Origin of the sequence: Micromonospora sp. KC723 (assembly GCF_004348595.1) — a bacterium.
Classification (GTDB): Bacteria; Actinomycetota; Actinomycetes; order Mycobacteriales; family Micromonosporaceae; genus Micromonospora.
In genome coordinates, this window is the sequence record NZ_SMKD01000011.1 from 1 (window position 1) to 19,355 (window position 19,355).

Annotated in this window: 16 protein-coding genes; 6 read left to right on the forward strand and 10 right to left on the reverse strand. The window is 73.2% G+C overall.

Translation table 11 applies throughout. The features are described from left to right. Positions 1-7: 7 nt before the first annotated feature. From mptB to E1165_RS04705, 4 genes are all read right to left on the reverse strand, one after another. A complete protein-coding gene (gene mptB, locus E1165_RS04690; RefSeq protein WP_207916572.1) occupies positions 8-1,408 on the reverse strand; it encodes a polyprenol phosphomannose-dependent alpha 1,6 mannosyltransferase MptB in 1,401 nt (466 codons plus the stop codon). Between the two features lie 186 nt (positions 1,409-1,594). Beyond that, positions 1,595-2,110, reverse strand: a complete 516-nt coding sequence (locus E1165_RS30625) for a helix-turn-helix transcriptional regulator (RefSeq protein WP_165945137.1) — start codon at positions 2,108-2,110, stop codon at positions 1,595-1,597. A 729-nt stretch (positions 2,111-2,839) separates the two neighbouring features. Further along, complete coding sequence (locus E1165_RS04700; protein ID WP_132388071.1) at positions 2,840-4,453, reverse strand: hypothetical protein; 1,614 nt, start codon at positions 4,451-4,453, stop codon at positions 2,840-2,842. Positions 4,454-4,784: 331 nt separating this feature from the next. Beyond that, complete coding sequence (locus E1165_RS04705) at positions 4,785-5,390, reverse strand: helix-turn-helix domain-containing protein (protein ID WP_132388073.1); 606 nt, start codon at positions 5,388-5,390, stop codon at positions 4,785-4,787. Positions 5,391-5,479: 89 nt separating this feature from the next. Between E1165_RS04705 and E1165_RS04710 the strand changes: the two genes are divergently transcribed. Next, positions 5,480-7,153 (forward strand): methyltransferase domain-containing protein, encoded by a 1,674-nt coding sequence (locus tag E1165_RS04710; RefSeq protein WP_132388075.1) that lies wholly within the window; start codon positions 5,480-5,482, stop codon positions 7,151-7,153. 13 nt (positions 7,154-7,166) lie between these two features. Here E1165_RS04710 and E1165_RS04715 read toward each other — a convergent pair whose 3' ends face one another. Next, positions 7,167-10,193, reverse strand: a complete 3,027-nt coding sequence (locus E1165_RS04715) for a bifunctional [glutamine synthetase] adenylyltransferase/[glutamine synthetase]-adenylyl-L-tyrosine phosphorylase (protein ID WP_132388077.1) — start codon at positions 10,191-10,193, stop codon at positions 7,167-7,169. Position 10,194: 1 nt separating this feature from the next. After that, positions 10,195-10,962, reverse strand: coding sequence for a type 1 glutamine amidotransferase (locus E1165_RS04720; RefSeq protein WP_132388079.1), 768 nt, complete (start codon positions 10,960-10,962; stop codon positions 10,195-10,197). A 142-nt stretch (positions 10,963-11,104) separates the two neighbouring features. Here E1165_RS04720 and E1165_RS04725 point away from each other — a divergent pair, with 142 nt between their 5' ends. Together E1165_RS04725 and E1165_RS04730 are read left to right on the forward strand one after the other, a co-directional pair. Beyond that, the gene (locus E1165_RS04725; RefSeq protein WP_371687302.1) at positions 11,105-11,980 is read left to right on the forward strand and encodes an LD-carboxypeptidase; all 876 of its coding nucleotides are present in this window, start codon (positions 11,105-11,107) and stop codon (positions 11,978-11,980) included. Positions 11,981-12,089: 109 nt separating this feature from the next. After that, positions 12,090-12,542: a hypothetical protein gene (locus E1165_RS04730; RefSeq protein ID WP_132338884.1), complete on the forward strand. Its 453-nt coding sequence runs from the start codon at positions 12,090-12,092 to the stop codon at positions 12,540-12,542. Positions 12,543-12,645: 103 nt separating this feature from the next. Here the strand turns inward: E1165_RS04730 and E1165_RS04735 are convergent, their stop codons facing one another. The 4 genes from E1165_RS04735 to glnA all read right to left on the reverse strand — a co-directional run bounded on the left by E1165_RS04735 (position 12,646) and on the right by glnA (position 15,700). Further along, the gene (locus tag E1165_RS04735) at positions 12,646-13,017 is read right to left on the reverse strand and encodes a VOC family protein (protein WP_132338882.1); all 372 of its coding nucleotides are present in this window, start codon (positions 13,015-13,017) and stop codon (positions 12,646-12,648) included. A 98-nt stretch (positions 13,018-13,115) separates the two neighbouring features. Further along, positions 13,116-13,808 carry a YafY family protein gene (locus E1165_RS04740; RefSeq protein ID WP_132388083.1) on the reverse strand — a complete coding sequence of 231 codons (693 nt, stop codon included), beginning with the start codon at positions 13,806-13,808 and terminating at the stop codon, positions 13,116-13,118. Between the two features lie 36 nt (positions 13,809-13,844). After that, entirely contained in the window at positions 13,845-14,270 is a 426-nt protein-coding gene (locus tag E1165_RS04745; protein WP_132388085.1) for a DUF350 domain-containing protein, read from the reverse strand. An 80-nt stretch (positions 14,271-14,350) separates the two neighbouring features. Beyond that, entirely contained in the window at positions 14,351-15,700 is a 1,350-nt protein-coding gene (gene glnA / locus E1165_RS04750; RefSeq protein WP_132388087.1) for a type I glutamate--ammonia ligase, read from the reverse strand. A 213-nt stretch (positions 15,701-15,913) separates the two neighbouring features. On the opposite strand from glnA, the gene E1165_RS04755 reads away from it, so the two are divergent. The 3 genes from E1165_RS04755 (at position 15,914) to E1165_RS04765 (ending at position 19,284) form a co-directional block, all read left to right on the forward strand. Then, a complete protein-coding gene (locus tag E1165_RS04755; protein WP_132388089.1) occupies positions 15,914-17,674 on the forward strand; it encodes an NAD+ synthase in 1,761 nt (586 codons plus the stop codon). 196 nt (positions 17,675-17,870) lie between these two features. After that, positions 17,871-18,716 (forward strand): 3-methyl-2-oxobutanoate hydroxymethyltransferase, encoded by an 846-nt coding sequence (gene panB / locus E1165_RS04760; protein WP_132388091.1) that lies wholly within the window; start codon positions 17,871-17,873, stop codon positions 18,714-18,716. Between the two features lie 67 nt (positions 18,717-18,783). Continuing rightward, positions 18,784-19,284, forward strand: coding sequence for a hypothetical protein (locus E1165_RS04765; protein WP_132388093.1), 501 nt, complete (start codon positions 18,784-18,786; stop codon positions 19,282-19,284). Positions 19,285-19,355 lie beyond the last annotated feature (71 nt).

The following is a 19,355-nucleotide window of genomic DNA, read 5'->3' on the forward strand; positions in this document are numbered from 1 at the left end:
CCTCTCCTCAGTCGGCGGGGGCCGGGCGGCGGGCCGCCCGAGCCGACCGTACCAACCGCACGGCGACCACGATCACCAACAGCGTCATCAGCGGCGCACCGGGAAACTTGGTGTACCGGGCCAGGCCGGTGCCGTCGGCCAGCACCAGGAACGACGAGACCAGCGCCACCAGGCTGAACCAGCCGGTGCGGTGCGCGGTGGCGGCGAGCACGGTCAGCGGCCACATCCAGTACCAGGGATGGAAGAGCGGGGCAAGGGCGACGGTGGCGGCCAGCGCCAGCCCGGCGTGCCACAGCGGGTCCCGGGTCCGGGCCCGCCACCACAGCCTCACCAGGAGCACCGCGAGCACCAGCACGCCGATCGCCCGGGTCACCGGCAGCGCGTCCACGTGTGCGCCGAAGAGCGCGGCGACGTACCCGGCGGTCTGCCCGACCGCCGTCGGCGGCGAGGTCCAGGCGACCACCAGGGCGCCCTGTTCCAGACCGGAGATCCAGCCGAAGTTGAGGCCCGCGGCCAGCGTCGCGCCGACCACCGTGGCGAGCGCGCCGCCGACCACCGGGCCGCCGTCGCGCAGCAGCCCCTTGACCGAGTACGGCCCGGAGATCGCGGCCAGGGCGGCGAACGGCACCGTGACCAGCGCGGTGACCTTCACCCCGCCGGCAAGGCCGAGCAGCACCCCCCCGGCCAGCAGCGGCCAGAAGCGGCCGGGACGGGACACCACCACGGCCAGCCCGGCGACCAGCAGACCCACCATCAGCGCGTCGTTGTGCGCGCCGGAGACCAGGTGCACCCCGACCAGCGGGGAGGCCAGCGCCAGCCAGAGCGCACGGCCGGTGGGCACGCCGCAGCGGCGGGCCAGCACCGGCAGGAACGCGGCGGTCAGCCCGACGCCGACCACCGCGGCGAGCCGGAACAGCGCGATGCTGGCGTACAGCGAACCGGTCGCCCCGACGATCGCGCCGGAGAGCATCACGAACAGCGGCCCGTACGGCGCGGGGGTGTCCCGCCAGATGTGGGAGATGGTGTCCAGCCAGGGGCAGGGCAGCGCCGACACGCCGTGTTCGTACGGGCTGATCCCGGCCGCGTAGCTGGCGCCCTGGCAGGTGTACGCGTACACGTCGCGGCTGCCCAACGGCGGAGCGACCAGCAGTGGGATCAGCCAGAGGCCGGCGGTGACCAGCGCCCACCGGGCCGAGGGCACCCGGTCGCGCAGCGTCCACCAGGCCCAGCCCATCAGCGCGGTTCCGAGCAGCCAGGCGGCGAGGATCAGCGGCCCGTGCCGGCCCTGCCAGATGCTGACCGGGGTGGGGCGCAGGTCCCCGTCGGGCAGCGCACCTCCCAGGTACGCGGCCACGGCGAGCAGGACGGAGCCGGCCAGTCCGACCCAGCGCGAGAGGTGGTGAGGCACATCGGACATGCTGCCAGTACCGTGGTCGCGGACCGGAGGTGGGCCGGTGGCCCTATCGGGTGTTGGCTGAACATCGCCGCACCTGATCTCGGTATGGCCGCGCTGGTACTGATGATCGACGCTAACGCCGTGGTGGCGGCATGCCCCCGTCCGCCGGTCAAGATGCCAGTCCCGTGGCGATCGAAGCTAGGGACTCCTCGTAGCCTCCTCCCACAACGCCACAAGGTCAGGGGTCTCTTCGGCACAGGCGGCAACCAGGTAGAGAAGAGCATGCTTCGGAAGCGGTTCCTGCCCGTTCAGCCATCGCTTCCAAGTGTGGCGACTGAGGTCGGTTATCTCCTCCAAGCGAACCACATCCAGTCCTGATCGGTCGACCAGGCGCCGGACGTGGGCCACCAGCCGACAGGTCTCCCCGGAGAAAGGACGGGACCGCTGACGGGGCGCACTGTTCAGGAGAGCAACAGCAGCCAGGCGTCGTACCCCCGGCCCGGCCGCGTGAGTCCTGACCGCTTCCTTCCACAGCGCAACCAATCGGCCGCTGTCGCCGCCGCAAACGGCACTCATGCTCTCCACCGCCTGCCGCGGCGGCAACTGCTTGCCGTTGAGCCAACGCTCCCAGGATGACCTACTGTAACTGGTCCGTTGACCCAGTCGGGTGAGACTCAATGACGCATTGTCTTTGAGGAACCGCAGCTCAACCACCAGACGCTCCGCCGCTTCCGAAAGACCTGCGGGCAAACTCCTCCACAAATCCCAACCCCCGTTTCACGGTCGGTGCATGAGCTGGCTGGAACACCGCATCCCTCGATGTCCCAAAACTTTCCAAAAGTCTAGCGGGACGACCATGACCACGCCAGACTGTGTCACATCAGCACACTCTGCGGCAATTTTCGGCCATTATTTCTCCCAATAAAGCACCGGGGAATCCCCAGAGTGCGCAGACAAATAACGAGCAGGAAGATTAGGAGACCAGGAATGTTGAGAAGGCATCGTTTCGCCTTGGCAGCCACGGTGTTCGCCGTCCCGTTCGCACTCGCGGCACCCGGTACCGCGCAGGCACATGGGACATGCGTGCCTCTGCCCGACCGGGGGACGGGTTGCGTCAACACCAGCCACACTGCCGCTTCCGCTTGCGATTCAAATGATGAGGGCTGGGGAGTGCGGACGTGGTACAGAACGAGCAACGGCATCACCGACCATGTCGGAGACGCGAACGGCGCCAGTAGTGGCTGTGGCTCCGAGCCTCCCCTGGGCGGCGGATTCATCACCTCGTACCGGGTGTGCGCCGGCCCGAACAACACGGACCGCGAATGTTCCCAGTGGTTCACCGCCTGAGGAACTTATCCGCCGCATGAGCTTTACGCCTGTCGACGAACAGTGTGTTCGTCGACAGGCGCAGCGCCTATCCCTCACCGGCGCGCGCAGCTTCAGTCAGCAGTGGCCCGCCGGCAGAAGGTCGCTAAAGATTGAGAAGTCGCCCGGGGTGCGGACCCGGACCTCCGTCCACCCACCAGGGCCGGGCCGTAGGCATCCGTCCCCACCCGGCAGCGAGAGCCAGCGCGACCACCGTACGCGGACCTGTACGTCTCCGACCCGGTCGCTGGTGAACCGCACCCGGGCCTGATCGGCGGAGACCAGCCGGCCCGGAGCGCTCACCAACGGTGCGGGATCGGACACGACGTACAGCCGCCAATCCGGGTTGCGCCATACCTCGCGCAGGTAGGGCTGGCCGGCGAGGACCAGTTCGGCCTCGTCCCGCGCCCAGCGGTCTGGTGGAGCCTCGGGCGCGACAGCGACGTACTGGACGGCGTTGGCGCGGAGCCACCGCGCGTATGAGTCAGTCGTCAATCGATCCTTGTAGAAAAGGGCGTTGCGGTCGGTGTCGACCTGCCGTTCCCAGCCCCGGGCCAGCGAAACCGTCGGCGGGACGTATGCCGACTCCCAGTGGTCGCGCAGCGGCACCACCTCGACCCGACCCACCGGTTGCCGTCGGGCCAACTCGTCCGTGAGTGGCCGGTAGAACGTGGCGGCGCTCTCCGCGGAGCCGGCGCGCGTCACGTCGCTGACCATCACCGGGTTCTGCCACCAGACGAGGGCGACGAGCAGCCCGGCCAGCCACGGTCCGCGCACCGTGGCGTACCCGGCGAGCAGGGGTAGCCCGAAGAGCATGGGCAGTCGCAGGGCGTTGGAGCCGATCGGGCTGGGCAGGTAGAAAGCGGCGACCAGCAACACCACGGTGAGCAGCGCGCCGATGCGGAGCACCCGGCGTCGTCGGCCCACGAGGACGTACACGAGCACGGCCAGCGCGACGTTGATCCGCATCGACTCGGCCGAGTACGGCTGGGTGCCGCCGTTGCCGAACAGCACGGCCATCGGCGCGAGCGCAAGTGCGGGGGTGAGGCAGAGGACGAGGCCTTCAGCCAGCGGGCGGTCGGCCCGCCAACCGAGCGGCAGCGGCCGTCCCGGGCCGTCACCGCGACGCAGGGCGGCCATCAGCAGCGCGGTGCCGGCCAGTCCGGTGAACAGCCCGGCGACCGGGCTGGCCCAGGTGGTGAGCGCGGCGAGCAGGACGGCCACGGCGAGCCGCATCGGCCGGGTTACGCGGTCCGCGCTCACCACGCAGAGCGCGAGGAATCCGAATGCGAGTCCGACCGCGAAGGTGATCCGGCCGCTGGCCAGATTCCCGACCAGCACCACCGCGCCCAGGATGGCGCCGAGCATGGGCCGTCGGGCCCCGGACCGCGCGAACAGCCACGCCAGCGCCGCCGACGAGACCACCGCGGCCACCGCCCCGAGCGGGCGTACGCCGACTAGCGCGCCGAGCAACTGGGTGTAGAGGCTGTAGCCGAACTGGTGGACTCCGCCGTACCAGGAGAAATCGACGGGAGTAAAACCGTGCCGGGCGGCAAAGCCGGCCCGGGCGACCTGGGCCGACAGGTCGGTCCCCATTGGGGGGGCGAGCAGGAACGCGACGGCGAGCACCACCGACACCGCCAGCGCCGTGAGAACGGGACGCGCGGGCTGCTCACGGCTGGTCGTCGGCACCGAGCATTCGTACCACGGTTCGCGTGGGAGCCCACACCGACCCGGTGCCGCTGGTCGCCGCGCCCGGGGGCCTGACGCCCCGGACGGGTCGCCGACGCAGCAGGCCGAACATCTGTTGAGCAGCCTGTGGCACTTGAGTACGAATGCGGGTCAACAAGCTGCTGCCGGCAGGCAAAGTCCTGAGCACAAGCTATCCGCAGCGCAACGCCATCCACCGGTGACGCACATCTGTACTCAAGTGCTGTAGCGACTACCAATGCCCACCGGCCGACGTCGACCGGTCGGCAAAGGGCGGCATCCGGCTGGCGGAATGCGACGAGGGCGGCGGCGATCAGGCGGGCGAGGAGCGGGCGCGGACGTGCAGCCGTTCGCCCTGTGGTCCGAAGAGGCTGAGGATCTCCAGCGGCGTGTCGAACGGGTTGCCGAACCAGTGCGGCGTGCGGGTGTCGAACTCGGCCACCTCCCCCGCCTCCAGAGTCAGTTCGTGCCGACCGAGCATCAACCGGCACCGACCGGAGAGCACGTAGAACCATTCGTACCCCTCGTGCACCTGCTGTTCCGGCTCCCGGGTGGCCGACCGCGGCGGGTAGATCATCTTGTACGCCTGGACGCCGCCGGGCCGGCGGGTCAGCGGCAGGATGGTCACCTGCCCCCGGCGCACCGGCCGGGGCCGGACCCGGGGATCTCCGGTCTCCGGCGCGCCCACCAGGTCGTCCAGCGGCACGCGATGGAACCGGGCCAGCGCCAACAGCAGCTCCAGGGTGGGCCGGCGGCCCCCGGACTCCAGCCTCGACAGGGTGCTGACCGAGATCCCGGTGGCCGCCGAGAGTTGGGCCAGGGTCACGTTCCGCTGCTGGCGCAGCGCCCGCAGCCGTGGCCCGACGGCCGTCAGGACCTCGTCCGGGGCATCCGGGGTGGGGAAAGCGTCCTCCGTCATCCCGTGAGTTTGCCATCCCGGCAACATTTCTTGTCACCACGGCCGGCGACCCGGACGATCCGGAGCACCGAACGGAAGTGGAGACGACGATGACAGACCTGTACGACGTGGTGGTGGTTGGCGGCGGAGCCGCCGGGCTGAGCGGAGCCCTGGCCCTGGGCCGCTCCCGCCGGTCGGTGCTGGTGGTGGACGGCGGCGCACCCCGCAACGCCCCCTCCGCCCAGGTGCACAATCTGCTGACCAGCGACGGGGTGCCCCCGGCCGAGCTGTACGCGAGGGGCCGCGCCGAACTCGCCCGGTACGGCGTCGAGGTGACCGACGGCACGGTGGCCACGGCCCGCCCGTCGGACGCCCCGGACGGCCTCCGGTTCCTCGTGGAGCTGGCCGACGGACGACGGGTGCTCGCGCGCCGGCTGCTGGTGACCACCGGGCTGGTCGACGAGCTGCCCGAGGTCGCCGGGCTCGCCGCACGGTGGGGCCGGGACGTGCTGCACTGCCCGTACTGCCACGGGTGGGAGGTCCGCGACCAGGCCGTCGGCGTGCTCGCCAGCGGTCCCACCGCCGTCCACCAGGCTCTGCTGTTCCGCCAGCTCACCGACGACGTGGTGCTGTTCGCGCACACCGGGCCGGCGTTGCCACCCGAGCAGGCGGAGCAGCTCGCCGCGCGGGGGGTGCGGGTCGTCGAGGGCGAGGTGACGGCGGTGGAGGTGACCGACGACCGGCTCACCGGCGTGCGGCTCGCCTCCGGCGCGGTGGTACCCCGGCAGGCGCTGGCGGTGGCGCCCCGCGTGCGGGCACGGGCCGACCTGCTCGCCGGGCTCGGCCTCGCAACGCAGGAGTTCGTGGTGGCCGGGGCGGTGATCGGCGACCACGTCCCGGCGGATCCGCAGGGCGCGACGACCGTGCCGGGGGTACGGGTCGCGGGCAACGTGACCAACCCGATGGCCACCGTGCCCGTCGCCATGGCAGCGGGTATGCAGGCCGGCGCGGCGCTCAACGCCGAACTGGTCACCGAAGAGACCGACCGGGCGGTCGCCGCCCGCCGCGCGGCCACGGCCGCCGGGCCTACCGCCGAGGCGACGGACGGCGGACGGAGCGCCGAGGCTACGGCCGGTGACCCGGCGGCACCGGCGGACGGGCTGATCGACGCGGAGACCGCCCGGCACTGGGACAAGCTCTACGCCGAGCGGGAGCGGCGGTGGAGCGGCCGGCCCAACGTCCGGCTCGTCGAGGTCGCCGAGGCGCTGCCGTCCGGCACCGCGCTGGACCTGGGGTGCGGGGAGGGCGCCGACGCGATCTGGCTGGCGCGGCGGGGCTGGCGGGTGACCGCGGTCGACGTCTCCCGTACCGCGCTGGACCGCGCGGCGGCCGAGGCCGCCGCGGCCGGGGTGGCCGACCGGATCGACTTCCGGCAGCACGACCTGGCCCGGACCTTCCCGGCGGGCAGTTACGACCTGGTCTCCGCCCAGTTCCTCCAGTCGATGATCGAGTTCCCCCGGACCGAGGTGCTGCGGGCCGCGGCCCGGGCGGTGGCACCGGGCGGCCGACTCCTCATCGTCGAGCACGGCGCCCCGCCGTCGTGGTCCCGGACGATCCCGCCGCACGTGCGGTTCGCCACCCCGGAGGAAACCCTGGCCACGCTCGACCTGGACCACGACGGCTGGCACCCCGAACGGCTGGACGCGCCGGTGCGGGAGGTGACCGGGCCGGACGGGCAACCGGCCACCCTGGTCGACCACCTGGTGCTGGTACGCCGCCGCTGACAGCGTGTGCGGGTCAGGACTCCATGACCCGCCGCATCGCCGCCCGGGACCGGCGGCCGGTGCGCAGGTACTCGTCGAGGAACGCGCCGGGGTCGTCGCGGCCGAGCAGCCGCACCGCCCCGGCCAGCTCCACGCCGTGTCGGGGCAGTTGGTCACCGGCCCGGCCCCGGACCAGCATCAGCGCGTTGCGGACCTGCGCGGCCAGGGTCCAGCCGGCGGCCATCTCCGCGGCGTCGGTCGGGTCGACCAGGCCGGCGTCGCGGGCCGCCGCGAGCGCGTCGAGGGTACGCGTGCCGCGCAGTCCCGGGTGCGCTCCGGCGTACCGGAGCTGGAGCAGCTGCACCGCCCACTCGACGTCGGCCAGGCCACCCCGGCCGAGCTTGGTGTGGGTGGCCGGGTCGGCGCCCCGGGGCAGCCGCTCGGTCTCCACCCTGGCCTTGATCCGGCGGATCTCCACCACCTGCTCGTGGGTCAGCCCACCGGCCGGGTAGCGGATCGGGTCGACCATCGCCTGGAACTCGGCGCCCAGGTCGGCGTCGCCGCAGACGAACCGGGCCCGCAGCAGCGCCTGCGCCTCCCACACCTTGGACCAGCGGGCGTAGTACTGGGCGTACGCGGCGAGGCTGCGCACCAGCGGCCCCTGGCGGCCCTCGGGCCGCAGGTCGGCGTCGACGCCGAGCGGTGGATCGGGGGCGGGCATGCCGAGCAGCCGGCGTAGCTCCTCGGCGACGCCGTGCGCGGCGGCGCTGGCCGCGCTCTCGTCCGCCCCGGGGGGCGGGTCGTAGACGAAGAGCACGTCGGCGTCGGACAGGTAGTTGGACTCGTAGCCGCCGAGGCGGCCCATGCCGATGACCGCGAAGCGCAGGCCGGGCAGCGCGGCTTGGGCGGCCCTGGCGGTTCGCAGCGCGGCGGCCAGGGTGGCGTCGGTGACGTCGGCCAGCGCGGTGCCCACGGCGGTCACGTCGGCCAGTGGCGCGGCCGGCGCGCCTCGCTCGGGGCGGGGGGCGAGCCCACCGGCCCGGCTGAGCACGTCGGCGCAGGCGATCCGGACCAGTTCCCGGCGGCGCAGCGCACGGATGGCGCGGGTGGCCTCGACCGGGTCGTCGTGCCGGGCGGCGGCGGCCGCGAAGCCGTCGCAGAGCACCTCCCGGGGGCGCGGCGCCAACTCGCTCTCCTCGGCCAGCAGCCGCAGCGCCTCCGGTTCCCGGGCCAGCAGGTCGGCGGCGTACCGGGAGGAGGAGAGTACCCGGGCCAGCCGGCGGGCCACCGGGCCGGAGTCGCGCAACACCCTCAGGTACCAGGGGGTGGAACCGAGCTTGTCGGAGACCTGCCGGTAGTTGAGCAGGCCCCGGTCCGGCTCGGGGGCGTCGGCGAACTCGCTGAGCAGCACCGGCAGGAGGGTGCGTTGGATGGCGGCGGTGCGGCTGACCCCGCCGGTGAGGGCCTGGAGGTGACGCAGCGCCCCGGCCGGGTCGGCGAAGCCGAGAATCTCCAGCCGGTGGCGGGCCGCCTCCGGGGTCAGCCGCAACCCGTCGGCCGGCACCCGGGCCACCGCCTCCAGCAGGGGCCGGTAGAGCAGCTTGGCGTGCAGCCGGCGTACCTCGGTGGCGTGCGCGACCCAGTCGGCGCGGAAGCTCTCCACGGTGCTGCGGCCCGGTGTGGCGGTGTACCCGAGCGCGGCGGCGAGCCAGCGCAGCGCGGCCGGCTCGGTCGGCACGGTGTGGGTCCGGCGCAGGCCCTGCAGCTGGAGGCGGTGCTCGACGCCGCGCAGGAAGCGGTACCCGCGCAGCAGCGCCTCCCCGTCGGCGCGCCCGACGTAGCCGCCGGCCACCAGGGCGCGCAGCGCCGGCAGGGTGCCGGCGACCCGCAGCGACTCGTCGCCGCGGCCGTGCACCAGTTGCAGCAGCTGGACGGCGAACTCGATGTCGCGCAGCCCGCCGGGGCCGCGTTTGATCTCGCGTTCCAGCTCCTTGGGCGGGATGTTGTCGATGATCTTGCGGCGCATGGCGCGGACGTCCTCGACCGCCTCGGGCCGCTCGGCGGCCCGCCAGACCAGCGGGGCCAGCGCGTCGATCCACGCCCGGGCCAGGTCGAGGTCACCGGCGGCCGGCCGGGCCTTGAGCAGCGCCTGGAACTCCCAGGTGCGGGCCCAGCGCTGGTAGTAGGCGAGGTGGCTGGCGAGGGTACGCACCAGCGGCCCCCGGTTGCCCTCGGGGCGCAGCGCGGCATCGACCGGCCAGGCGACCAGCCCGCACACGCCGATCAGCCGGGCGGCGACCCGGGTGGCGACGGCCAGGTCGGCGTCGTCGGCGGCCACGAAGATCACGTCGACGTCGGAGACGTAGTTCAGCTCGTCGCCGCCGCACTTGCCCATCGCCACCACCGCCAGCGGGGGCCGGGGGGTCCCGTCCGGCAGTTCGCCGACGGCGAGTTCGTACGCGGCGGCGAGGGTGGCGTCGGCCAGCGCGGAGAGCGCCCCCATGGTCTGCTCCAGCCCTCGCCCGCCGGTCAGGTCGGCCGCCGCGATCCGCAGCAGCGCCAGCCGGTACGCCTGCCGCAGCACCGCCACCGGCTGGGTGGACGCGGTGAGCCGCCCGGCGAGGTCGAGGTCGAGCCGCCCCTCGGCGATCGGGGCCAGCCCGTCCGGGGCGGTGGCCAACACGGTCCACTGTTGCGGGTTGGCCACCAGGTGGTCGCCGAGGGCCGACGAGGCGCCGAGCACGGCGAGCAGCCGGCGGCGCAGCCCCGGGTCGGCGTGCAGCGCGTCCAGCAGCGCCGGCCGGGCGGTGTCGTGGTCCGGGGCTCCGTTGCCCCGGCGTTCCGCCTCGACCATGCGGTGGAGCTGACGTAACGCCAGGTCGGGGTCGGCGGCCCGGGACAGCGCGGCGAGCAGCTCGGTGGCGGGCTCGTCGACCGGTTCCTGCTCGTCGGTGCGCCACAGCCCCAGCCCGTCCGGGCCGAGCAGGTCCGCCGCCCGCGCCCCGCCGTCGCCCTCGGCGAACCCGTAGCGGGCCAGCCGTCCCCTGGTCGGTCGGGTCATCTCAATGCCCGAGCAGGGGCAGGCTGGGGCGGACGGTGGCGTCGTCCAGCTCGCCCAGGGCCAGGGCGGCGAACCGGATCGCGAACGGCTGCCAGACCTCCTCGACGTCGGCCATCACCCGGTCGCAGGCCGCCACCACCAGTTCCGGGTCGTAGCCCAGCTCCGCCAGGAGCGTCGAGTCGCGGGCCCAGTGGGCGATCATGGCGGTGTCGCACTCGATGTGGAACTGCAGGCCCCAGGCCCGGTCGCCGAGGCGGAACGCCTGGTGCGGGTGGCGGGTGGAGGCGGCCAGCAGGGTCGCTCCCCGGGGCAGTTCGGTGATCTCGTCGACGTGCCACTGGAGCACGTCGGGAATCAGCGGCACGTAGCGGAAGAGCGGGTCGTGCTCGGCGGCGTCCCGCTTGCCGACCACGCCGGGGCCCACCTCGGGGCCGGAGGGGCTGCGCTCGACCTGGCCGGCGTGCGCGGTGGCCAGCAGCTGCGCGCCGAGACAGACGCCGAGGGTGGGCACCCGGTGCCGGACGGCCTTGCGCAGCAGCCCTTCGAGGGCCGGGAACCAGGGCGCGCCCGGCGTGCCGTCCGGCAGCGGGTACGCCCGCTGGTCGCCGCCGAGCACCACCAGCGCGGCGTACCCGGTCAGGTCGGCGGGGAGCGCGTCGCCGGAGTGCGGGCGCAGCACCCGCAGGTCGAGACCTCCCTCGGTCAGCCACTCCCCCAGCCGGCGGAGGTCGTCGGTCGGGTCGTTCTCGATCACCAACGCGGTCGCCACGACGTCGAGGCTAGCCGGTGGCCCCGGACGGGTGCGCCGCGCAGTACGCCGACCGGTGAGCCGCCCTCGGCGGCTAGGCTCTGCCGTTGTGCCCACCGACGACTGCGTACGCCCGCCGGTCCTGCGTCCCGGTGACACGGTGATGCTGGTGTCGCCGTCCGGTCCGACCCGCCCGGAGCGGGTGGCCCGGGGAGTCGAGCTGCTCACCGGCTGGGGGCTGCGCCCGGTGCCGGCGCCGAACGCGTACGCCCGGCGCGGCTACCTGGCCGGTGACGACGCGCTGCGCGCCGCCGACCTGAACACCGCGTTCGCCGATCCACGGGTACGCGGGGTGGTCTGCACCCGGGGCGGCTACGGCGCGCAGCGGATCGTCGACCTGATCGACATGGCCGCGGTCCGTCGGGACCCGAAGGTGGTGGCCGGGTTCTCGGACATCACCGCCCTGCAGTTCGCGCTCTGGCGGGGGGCCCGGCTGGCCGGCGTACACGGGCCGGGAGCGGCCTGGCGGGACGACCGCACCCCGCTGCGTTCGGCGGAGTCCCTGCACGCCGCGCTGATGACCACGAATCCGGTGACGGTGCGGGCGGTCGCCGAGGAGGAAACCTACCGGGTACGGATTCCGGGGCGGGCGGAGGGGACGCTGCTCGGCGGCAACCTCTGCCTGATCACCGCCTCGATCGGCACCCACGACCTGCCGGACCTGCGCGGGGCGGTGCTGCTACTGGAGGAGGTGCAGGAGCCGCCGTACAAGGTCGACCGGATGCTCACCCAGCTGCGCCGGGCCGGCGCGCTGGACGGGCTCGCCGGGGTGGCGGTCGGCCAGTTCACGGAGTGCGCCGACGGCTGGGACACCACGGTCGTCGACGTGTTGACCGAGCGCCTGAGCGACCTGGGTGTCCCGGTCCTCGGCGGCCTGCCGATCGGTCACGGCCTGGGCCAGCTCACCGTCCCCGTCGGCACCCCGGCCGTCCTGGACGCCGATGCCCGCACCCTCACCGTCTCCCCCGCCGTCCACTGACGCCCTTGGGTGGATTCTCAGCTGGGTGACAGGGTGGGCACGGGCACAGTTCAGCAAGCGGAGTCACTGTCGGTCACGGCATCGCACACCGATCACATGGAGGAACCGGATGGCCCGCACGATCTCGAAGAAACACCTGCTGGCCGGGCTGGCCGCCGCTGGCGTGCTCGGCGTGGGCATCGCCGTGCCGACCGTGGCGTTCGCGGAGAACCCGACGCCGTCGCCGAGCGCCAGCAGCGGCGAGAAGGACAGCGGCCGGCAGGAGCGCCGGGCGCAGCGGCAGGCCGAGTTCGCCGAGGCGCTGGCCAAGGAACTGGGCGTGCCGACCGAGAAGGTGACCGCCGCGTTGGAGAAGCTCCGCGAGCAGCACAAGGCGGACCGGCCGCAACGCCCCTCCGCCGAGGAGCGGCAGGCCAGGCTCAAGGAGCGGCTCGCCCAGGCTGTCAAGGACGGCAAGCTGACCCAGGAGCAGGCCGACGCGATCACCAAGGCCGTCGAGGCAGGCGTCTTCCCCGGCGGCGGCGGTCACGGTCCGGGCGGCCGGGGCCTCGCCGGCAAGTAATCTCCCTCCCCTCCCCTCGCGTCCGGTCCCGCCCCTGCGGCGGGACCGGACGCCCCCTCGGCTGACCGGACTCGGGGCCGGCAAGGTGGCCGGTCACTGCCGGTCAGGCGGTTACCGGCGGGGTGAAGACGCCGAGATGGTTGCCGGCCGGGTCGAGCAGGTGCGCGAAGCGGAGCCCGCTCGGCGCCGTGCGCACCGGCATCAGCACCTTCCCACCGGCCGCCTCGGCCCGGCGGCAGGTTTCCGCCACGTCGGCCACCTCCGCGTAGAACACCGCGTAGTTCGGCGAGCCGTCCTCGGTGGCCCGGATCGCCCCGCCGATCCCCTGCTTGCCACCGGCCCCGGTCACCCGGTACGACCGGCCCGGCGCGCCCTGCTCCTCGAACGTCCAGCCGAACAACTCACCGTAGAAGCGCTCCGCCTCGTCCGCGCGGTCGGTGCCGATCTCGAACCAGGTGACGGGCGTGGTGGACATGTGCGACCTCCTGTCTGGGCACCGGCCGGGCGGCCGGCGTCGTCAGACAGCCTCGGGGTGGCCGGCGACACCGTCCTGTCGGTGTTTACCGGCGGATGTCAGAGCAGGCTCAGCGACCGGACCCGCTCGGTGGGGATGTCCAGGTCCGCCGGGCGCCACCGGCGGGTGACCGGCTCCGGAAGCGGCGTCACGGCCAGGATCCGGTCGGTACGGAAGCAGCGCAGCGCGTCGCGCAGCCGGCACCAGGCGAGCAGGTACCAGTGCGTGGGGTTGCCGAGATAGCCCAGTGGCTCGACCTCGCGCACCGAGTCGGTGCCGGCACGATCGGCGTACCGCAGGCGCAGCACGCGGCGCGCGGTGACCGCGTCGGCGACGGCGGCCGGGACGGGCGTGGCCGGCCCGCCGCCGACCAGATGGACCCGGCCGGCGAGCCGGTGCGCCTCGGCCGCGTCGGCGGCCGGCAACACCGCGAGCAGCTTGCGCAGCGCGCTGGCGCCCGCCGCGGCGAACGGGGTGCCGCCGAGGCGGTGCAGCGCGAGGGCCATCGCCACCGTCTCACCGGCGGTGAGGTTGACCGGCGGCAGGGTACGGGCACGGTCGACGACGTAGCCGCCGGTGCGGCCGGGCTCGGCCCAGATCGGCACACCGCCGGCCTGCAGGGCGGCGATGTCCCGCTCGATGGTGCGGGTGCTCACCTCGAAACGCGCGGCCAGCCAGCGGGCGCTGCGCGGCCGGGGCGACACCGCCCGCAGCTCCTCCACCAGGGCGTAGAGACGGTCGGTCCGGTTCACCCCGGGCAGGCTAGACCCGGGGTACGACAGCCGGCGTCAGGCGATGCAGGCGCAGACGATCAGCGCGGCACCGAAGTGCGTGGCGGCACTGACCCAGGCCGCCGGGTGCGGCTCGTCCGAGCAGACGATCTCACCGAGCCGCCCGGGGGTGAGCAGGTCGAGCACGAAGAACGCCAACGCCATGATCAGTAGGCCGACCAGCCCGAAGATCACCGTGGAGGCGAGCCCCTTGGCGAAGTCGCTGTAGCTGGTGAGGATCGCCGTGAAGACGATCCCGGCGATGCCGAGCTGGTTGGCGGCCAGCAGCAGCGCCGCGTTGCCGTTGCGCCGCACCCAGATCAGCTCGCGCAGCTTCCCCGGGGTCAGCACGTCCACCAGCAGGAACCCGGCGGCCATCAGGATCACCCCGACGACCCCGTAGACCACGCTCTGCCACGCTCCGCTGAGCAGATCCTCCAGCACCTGACCGCCTCCGCCCGTCCACCGGCCGGCGGGGTGCCGGCACGGTGAACGAGACGATAGTCCTCCGACGCAAGGATGATCTAGAGCGAGAGGTAGCGCTGCCGCTCGTACGGGGTGACCTCGCGGCGGTACTGCTCCCACTCGGCGCGCTTGTTGCGCAGGAAGAAGTCGAAGACGTGCTCGCCGAGCACCTCGGCGACCAGTTCGGACCCGGCCATCACGTCGATCGCCTCGGCCAGGTTCTCCGGCAGGGCCTCGTACCCCATGGCCCGGCGCTCGGCGCTGGACAGCGACCAGACGTCGTCCTCGGCGCCCGGCGGCAGCTCGTAGCCCTCCTCGATGCCCTTGAGGCCGGCGCCGAGCATGACCGCGAAGGCCAGGTAGGGGTTGGTCGCCGAGTCCAGCGAGCGGACCTCCACCCGGGCCGAGTTCGGCTTGCCGTACGCGGGCACCCGCACCAGCGCCGAGCGGTTGAGGTGCCCCCAGCAGACGTACGCCGGGCTCTCGGTGATCCGGTCCGGCAGCGCCTGCGGGAAGAGCCGCTTGTAGGAGTTGACCCACTGGTTGGTGACGGCGGTGTACTCGCGGGCGTGGGCGAGCAGGCCCGCGATGAACGACTTGGCCACCTTGGAGAGCTTCATCGGGTCGCCGGCGTCGTGGAACGCGTTGCGCTCCCCCTCGAACAGCGACAGGTGGGTGTGCATGCCGCTGCCCGGCTGGTCGGTGAAGGGCTTCGGCATGAAGGTGGCCTGCACCCCGGTGGAGAGCGCCACCTCCTTGACCACGTGCCGGAAGGTCATGATGTTGTCGGCGGTGGTCAGCGCGTCGGCGTAGCGCAGGTCGATCTCCTGCTGGCCGGGGGCGACCTCGTGGTGGCTGAACTCCACCGAGATGCCGATCCGCTCCAGGGCCAGCACGGCCTGGCGGCGGAAGTCCCGCGCCACGGCGTGCGTGGTGTGCTCGAAGTACCCGCCGGTGTCCACCGGCACCGGCACCGAGCCGTCCTGCGGGCCGTTCTCCAGCAGGAAGAACTCGATCTCCGGGTGGGTGTAGAAGGTGAAGCCCTTCTCGGCGGCCTTGGAGAGCATCCGGCGCAGCACGTGGCGCGGGTCGGCCCAGGACGGGCTGCCGTCGGGCAGCAGGATGTCGCAGAACATCCGGGCGCTCTCGCCGCTGACCCCGCCCTCGAAGGGGAAGACCTGGAAGGTGGTCGGGTCGGGCATGGCGACCATGTCGGACTCGAAGACCCGGGCGAAGCCCTCGATCGCCGAGCCGTCGAAACCGATGCCCTCCTCGAAGGCCGCCTCCAGCTCGGCGGGGGCCACCGACACGCTCTTGAGCGTGCCGAGCACGTCGGTGAACCACAGCCGGACGAACCGGATGTCCCGCTCTTCCAGCGTACGGAGGACGAACTCCTGCTGACGGTCCACTTCCCCAACCTCTCACGACGTACGTCCGGTGCCGGCCCGGTCTGATCGCCCAGTCTCCACCGGCCTGGTTAAGCAGACGTTACGCGACCTGCCGGCGCGCGTCCTGCGGTGTCCCGCCCGGCGGATCATGCCCGGCCACCCGCCCCCGCCGGGTGGCCGTCGTCTCGTCCGCCGCCGCTGATTGGCGCGGGCCGGCTGGGGCAAGATGAACACATGCCCACCCTGCGTCTCGCCCTGTCCCAGGTCAACCCGACCGTCGGGGACCTCGCCGGCAACGCCGCGCTGGTCCGCGCCTGGACCCGTAAGGCCGCCGACGCCGGCGCCCAGCTCGTCGCCTTCCCGGAGATGATGCTGACCGGCTACCCCGTCGAGGATCTGGTCTTCCGCCGCTCGTTCGTGGCGGCGTCGAAGGCCGCGCTGGACCGGCTCGCCGCCGACCTGGCCGGCGACGGTCTGGGCGACCTGCCGGTGGTGGTCGGCTACCTCGACGCCGACGGCCCGCCCCAGGTCGCCGGGGACGCCCAGCCGGGCCGGGGGGCCCGCAACGCCGCCGCGCTGCTGCATGGCGGCGCGGTGGTGACCACCTACTTCAAGCACCACCTGCCCAACTACGGCGTCTTCGACGAGGACCGCTACTTCGTCCCGGGAGACGCGTTGACCGTGGTGCGGGTCGGCGGCGTGGACGTCGCGTTGACCATCTGCGAGGACCTCTGGCAGGCCGGTGGCCCGTTCGCGGTGGCCGGGCAGGCCGGCGTCGGCCTGGTGGTCAACATCAACGGCTCGCCGTACGAGCTGAACAAGGACGACATCCGGCTGCCGCTGGTACGCCGCCGGGCCGCGGAGGCCGGCGCCACCATCGCGTACGTCAACATGATCGGCGGGCAGGACGAGCTGGTCTTCGAGGGCGACTCGATGGTCGTGGCCGCCGACGGCACGCTGCTGGCCCGCGCCCCGCAGTTCGTCGAACACCTGCTGGTCCACGACGTCGAGCTGCCCGAGGCGGGCCCGCCCGGCCCGGAGGCCGAGGAACTCGCCGACGGGATGCGGGTGCTGCGGCGTACCGTCGCGGCGATCCCGCCTGCCCCGGTGGGCCCGGCGGCCGACGGTGGGACGATGGCGCCGGTCGCCGACGAGGCCGAGGTGTGGCAGGCGTTGGTGCTCGGCCTGCGTGACTACGTCAACAAGAACCACTTCCCCTCCGTGGTGCTCGGCCTCTCCGGCGGCATCGACTCGGCGGTGGTGGCGGCGCTCGCCGTCGACGCGCTCGGGCCCGACCGGGTGGTGGGCGTCTCCCTGCCCAGCCAGCACTCCTCGGAGCACTCCCGGGTCGACGCGGAGGAACTGGCCAAGCGGACCGGGCTGGACTACCGGATCGAGCCGATCCAGCCGATGGTGGACACGTTCCTGGCCAACCTGTCGTTGGCCGGGGTGGCGGTGGAGAACCTCCAGGCCCGGGTGCGGGGCGTGGTCCTGATGGCGCTGTCGAACCAGGAGGGGCACCTGGTCCTCACCACCGGCAACAAGAGCGAGCTGGCGGTGGGCTACTCCACCCTCTACGGCGACTCGGTCGGCGGCTTCAACCCGGTCAAGGACGTCTGGAAGACGCTGATCTGGCGGCTGGCGAAGTGGCGCAACGCCGACGCCGCCGCCCGGGGCGAGACCCCGCCGATCCCGGAGAACTCCATCGGCAAGCCGCCGTCGGCCGAGCTGAGCCCCGGCCAGCTCGACAGCGACAGCCTTCCCGAGTACGACGTGCTCGACCCGATCCTGATCGGCTACGTCGACGGCGACCTGGGCCGGGACGGGCTGGTCTCCTCCGGGCACGACCCGGCGGTGGTGGACAAGGTGCTCCGGCTGGTGGACATCGCCGAGTACAAGCGCCGCCAGTCCGCCCCGGGCACGAAGATCTCCATGAAGGCGTTCGGGCGGGACCGCCGGCTGCCGATCACCAACCGCTGGCGGGAGAACGGCTGACTTCTCCCGGCTGCGCGACCCACCGGTGGCCGCCGACGGGTTCGTGGTCGTGGCGGGGTCCGGCACCCGGGCCCCGCCCCGGCACGTCCGGGAGTGACATCCTGCACTGCACCCTGCCCGGAGGGGGTCGCCCGGTGCGACGATCGCGGCAGGTACCCGGGGACCGCGACAGCGGCCTCGAGGAGAGGAGACAGTCATGGTGGAGTCCACCCCGACCGAGGTGACCGCCCTCTACGGCGGCCCGGCGACCCGACGGGTCCGCACCCGCGACCTGATCGCCGCCAAGGAACGCGGCGAGCGCTGGGCCATGCTCACCTCGTACGACCAGTACACCGCCGGTGTCTTCGACGCCGCCGGCATCCCGGTGCTGCTGGTCGGCGACTCGGCGGCGAACAACGTGTTCGGCTACGAGACGACCCTGCCGGTGACCGCCGAGGAGCTGCTGCCGCTGGTGCGGGCCGTGGTGCGGGCGACCCGGCAGTCGCTGGTCGTCGGCGACCTGCCGTTCGGCTCGTACGAGGAGGGGCCGGCGCAGGCGCTGCGCACCGCGGTGCGGTTCATGAAGGAGGGCGGCTGCCACGCGGTGAAGCTGGAGGGCGGACGGCGGTGCGCCGCGCAGATCGCCGCGATCGTGGGCGCCGGCATCCCGGTGATGGCGCACATCGGCTTCACCCCACAGAGTGAGCACACCCTGGGCGGCTACCGGGTGCAGGGGCGCGGTGACGCGGCCGACGACGTGCTGGCCGACGCCCGGGCGGTGGCCGAGGCGGGCGCGTTCGCGGTGGTGCTGGAGATGGTGCCGGGCGAGGTGGCCAAGCGGATCACCGCCGAGCTGGACATCCCGACCGTCGGCATCGGCGCCGGGCCCGACACCGACGCGCAGGTGCTGGTCTGGCAGGACATGGCGGGCCTGCGCACCGGGCGGGCGCCCCGGTTCGTCAAGCGGTACGCCGACCTGGCCGGGGCGCTGGCCGACGCGACCCGCCGCTTCGCCGACGAGGTACGCGGCGGCGAGTTCCCGGCCGCCGAGCACACCTTCTGACCGCCACGGGCCGGGACGACGGGGACGGGTACGCACGGACCGGGGCAAACCGCTAGGGTGCCCGTCCGTGACTCGTGCTCGTTTCTCAACTGTTGTCCTGACCTCTGTTTCCCTGCTGACGCTCGCGGCGTGCGGCGGGGAGGAGCCGTCGACGACGGCCGCTCCCACGCCGTCCACCACCACCTCCGCCACCGCGGACACCCCCTCCGCCACCGGGTCCTCGGCTGCCGCCGCGGACCCGGCGAGCGACAAGAAGCTCTGCGAGGCGGCGAAGAAGATCGGCGACGAGTCGAAGGCGGCCGTCGTGAAGGCCGTGTCGTCGGGTCAGGACCCGACGCCGTTGATGAAGAAGGCCTACACCGACATGGCCGAGGGGATGGTGGCGACGGCCGCGACCGGCGGTTCCGGCAGCGAGGTGGCGACTGCCCTGGCCGCGTTCGGCACGGAGGCCGGCAAGGTGGCGGGCGCCGCGGACATGACCGCCGCCGCGGACGGCGCCGGCCTGAGAAAGGCCAGTGCGGACGCCAACGCCGCCTGCAAGCAGGTCGGCGTCAACGTCAACTTCTGATCCCGGGCCCCGCCGGTCGCGGCGTGCCGACAGGTCGGCCCGCCGCGCGACCGGCGGGGCCCGCCCACTGC

What these genes read in the sequence shown, in the direction of transcription:
- E1165_RS04705 (WP_132388073.1), bottom strand. Translation starts at nt 5,390, where the DNA reads ATGACGGAGGACGCTTTCCCCACCCCGGATGCCCCGGACGAGGTCCTG.
- E1165_RS04710 (WP_132388075.1), top strand. Translation starts at nt 5,480, where the DNA reads ATGACAGACCTGTACGACGTGGTGGTGGTTGGCGGCGGAGCCGCCGGG.
- E1165_RS04715 (WP_132388077.1), bottom strand. Translation starts at nt 10,193, where the DNA reads ATGACCCGACCGACCAGGGGACGGCTGGCCCGCTACGGGTTCGCCGAG.
- E1165_RS04725 (WP_371687302.1), top strand. Translation starts at nt 11,105, where the DNA reads ATGCTGGTGTCGCCGTCCGGTCCGACCCGCCCGGAGCGGGTGGCCCGG.
- E1165_RS04730 (WP_132338884.1), top strand. Translation starts at nt 12,090, where the DNA reads ATGGCCCGCACGATCTCGAAGAAACACCTGCTGGCCGGGCTGGCCGCC.
- E1165_RS04735 (WP_132338882.1), bottom strand. Translation starts at nt 13,017, where the DNA reads ATGTCCACCACGCCCGTCACCTGGTTCGAGATCGGCACCGACCGCGCG.
- E1165_RS04755 (WP_132388089.1), top strand. Translation starts at nt 15,914, where the DNA reads ATGCCCACCCTGCGTCTCGCCCTGTCCCAGGTCAACCCGACCGTCGGG.
- panB (WP_132388091.1), top strand. Translation starts at nt 17,871, where the DNA reads ATGGTGGAGTCCACCCCGACCGAGGTGACCGCCCTCTACGGCGGCCCG.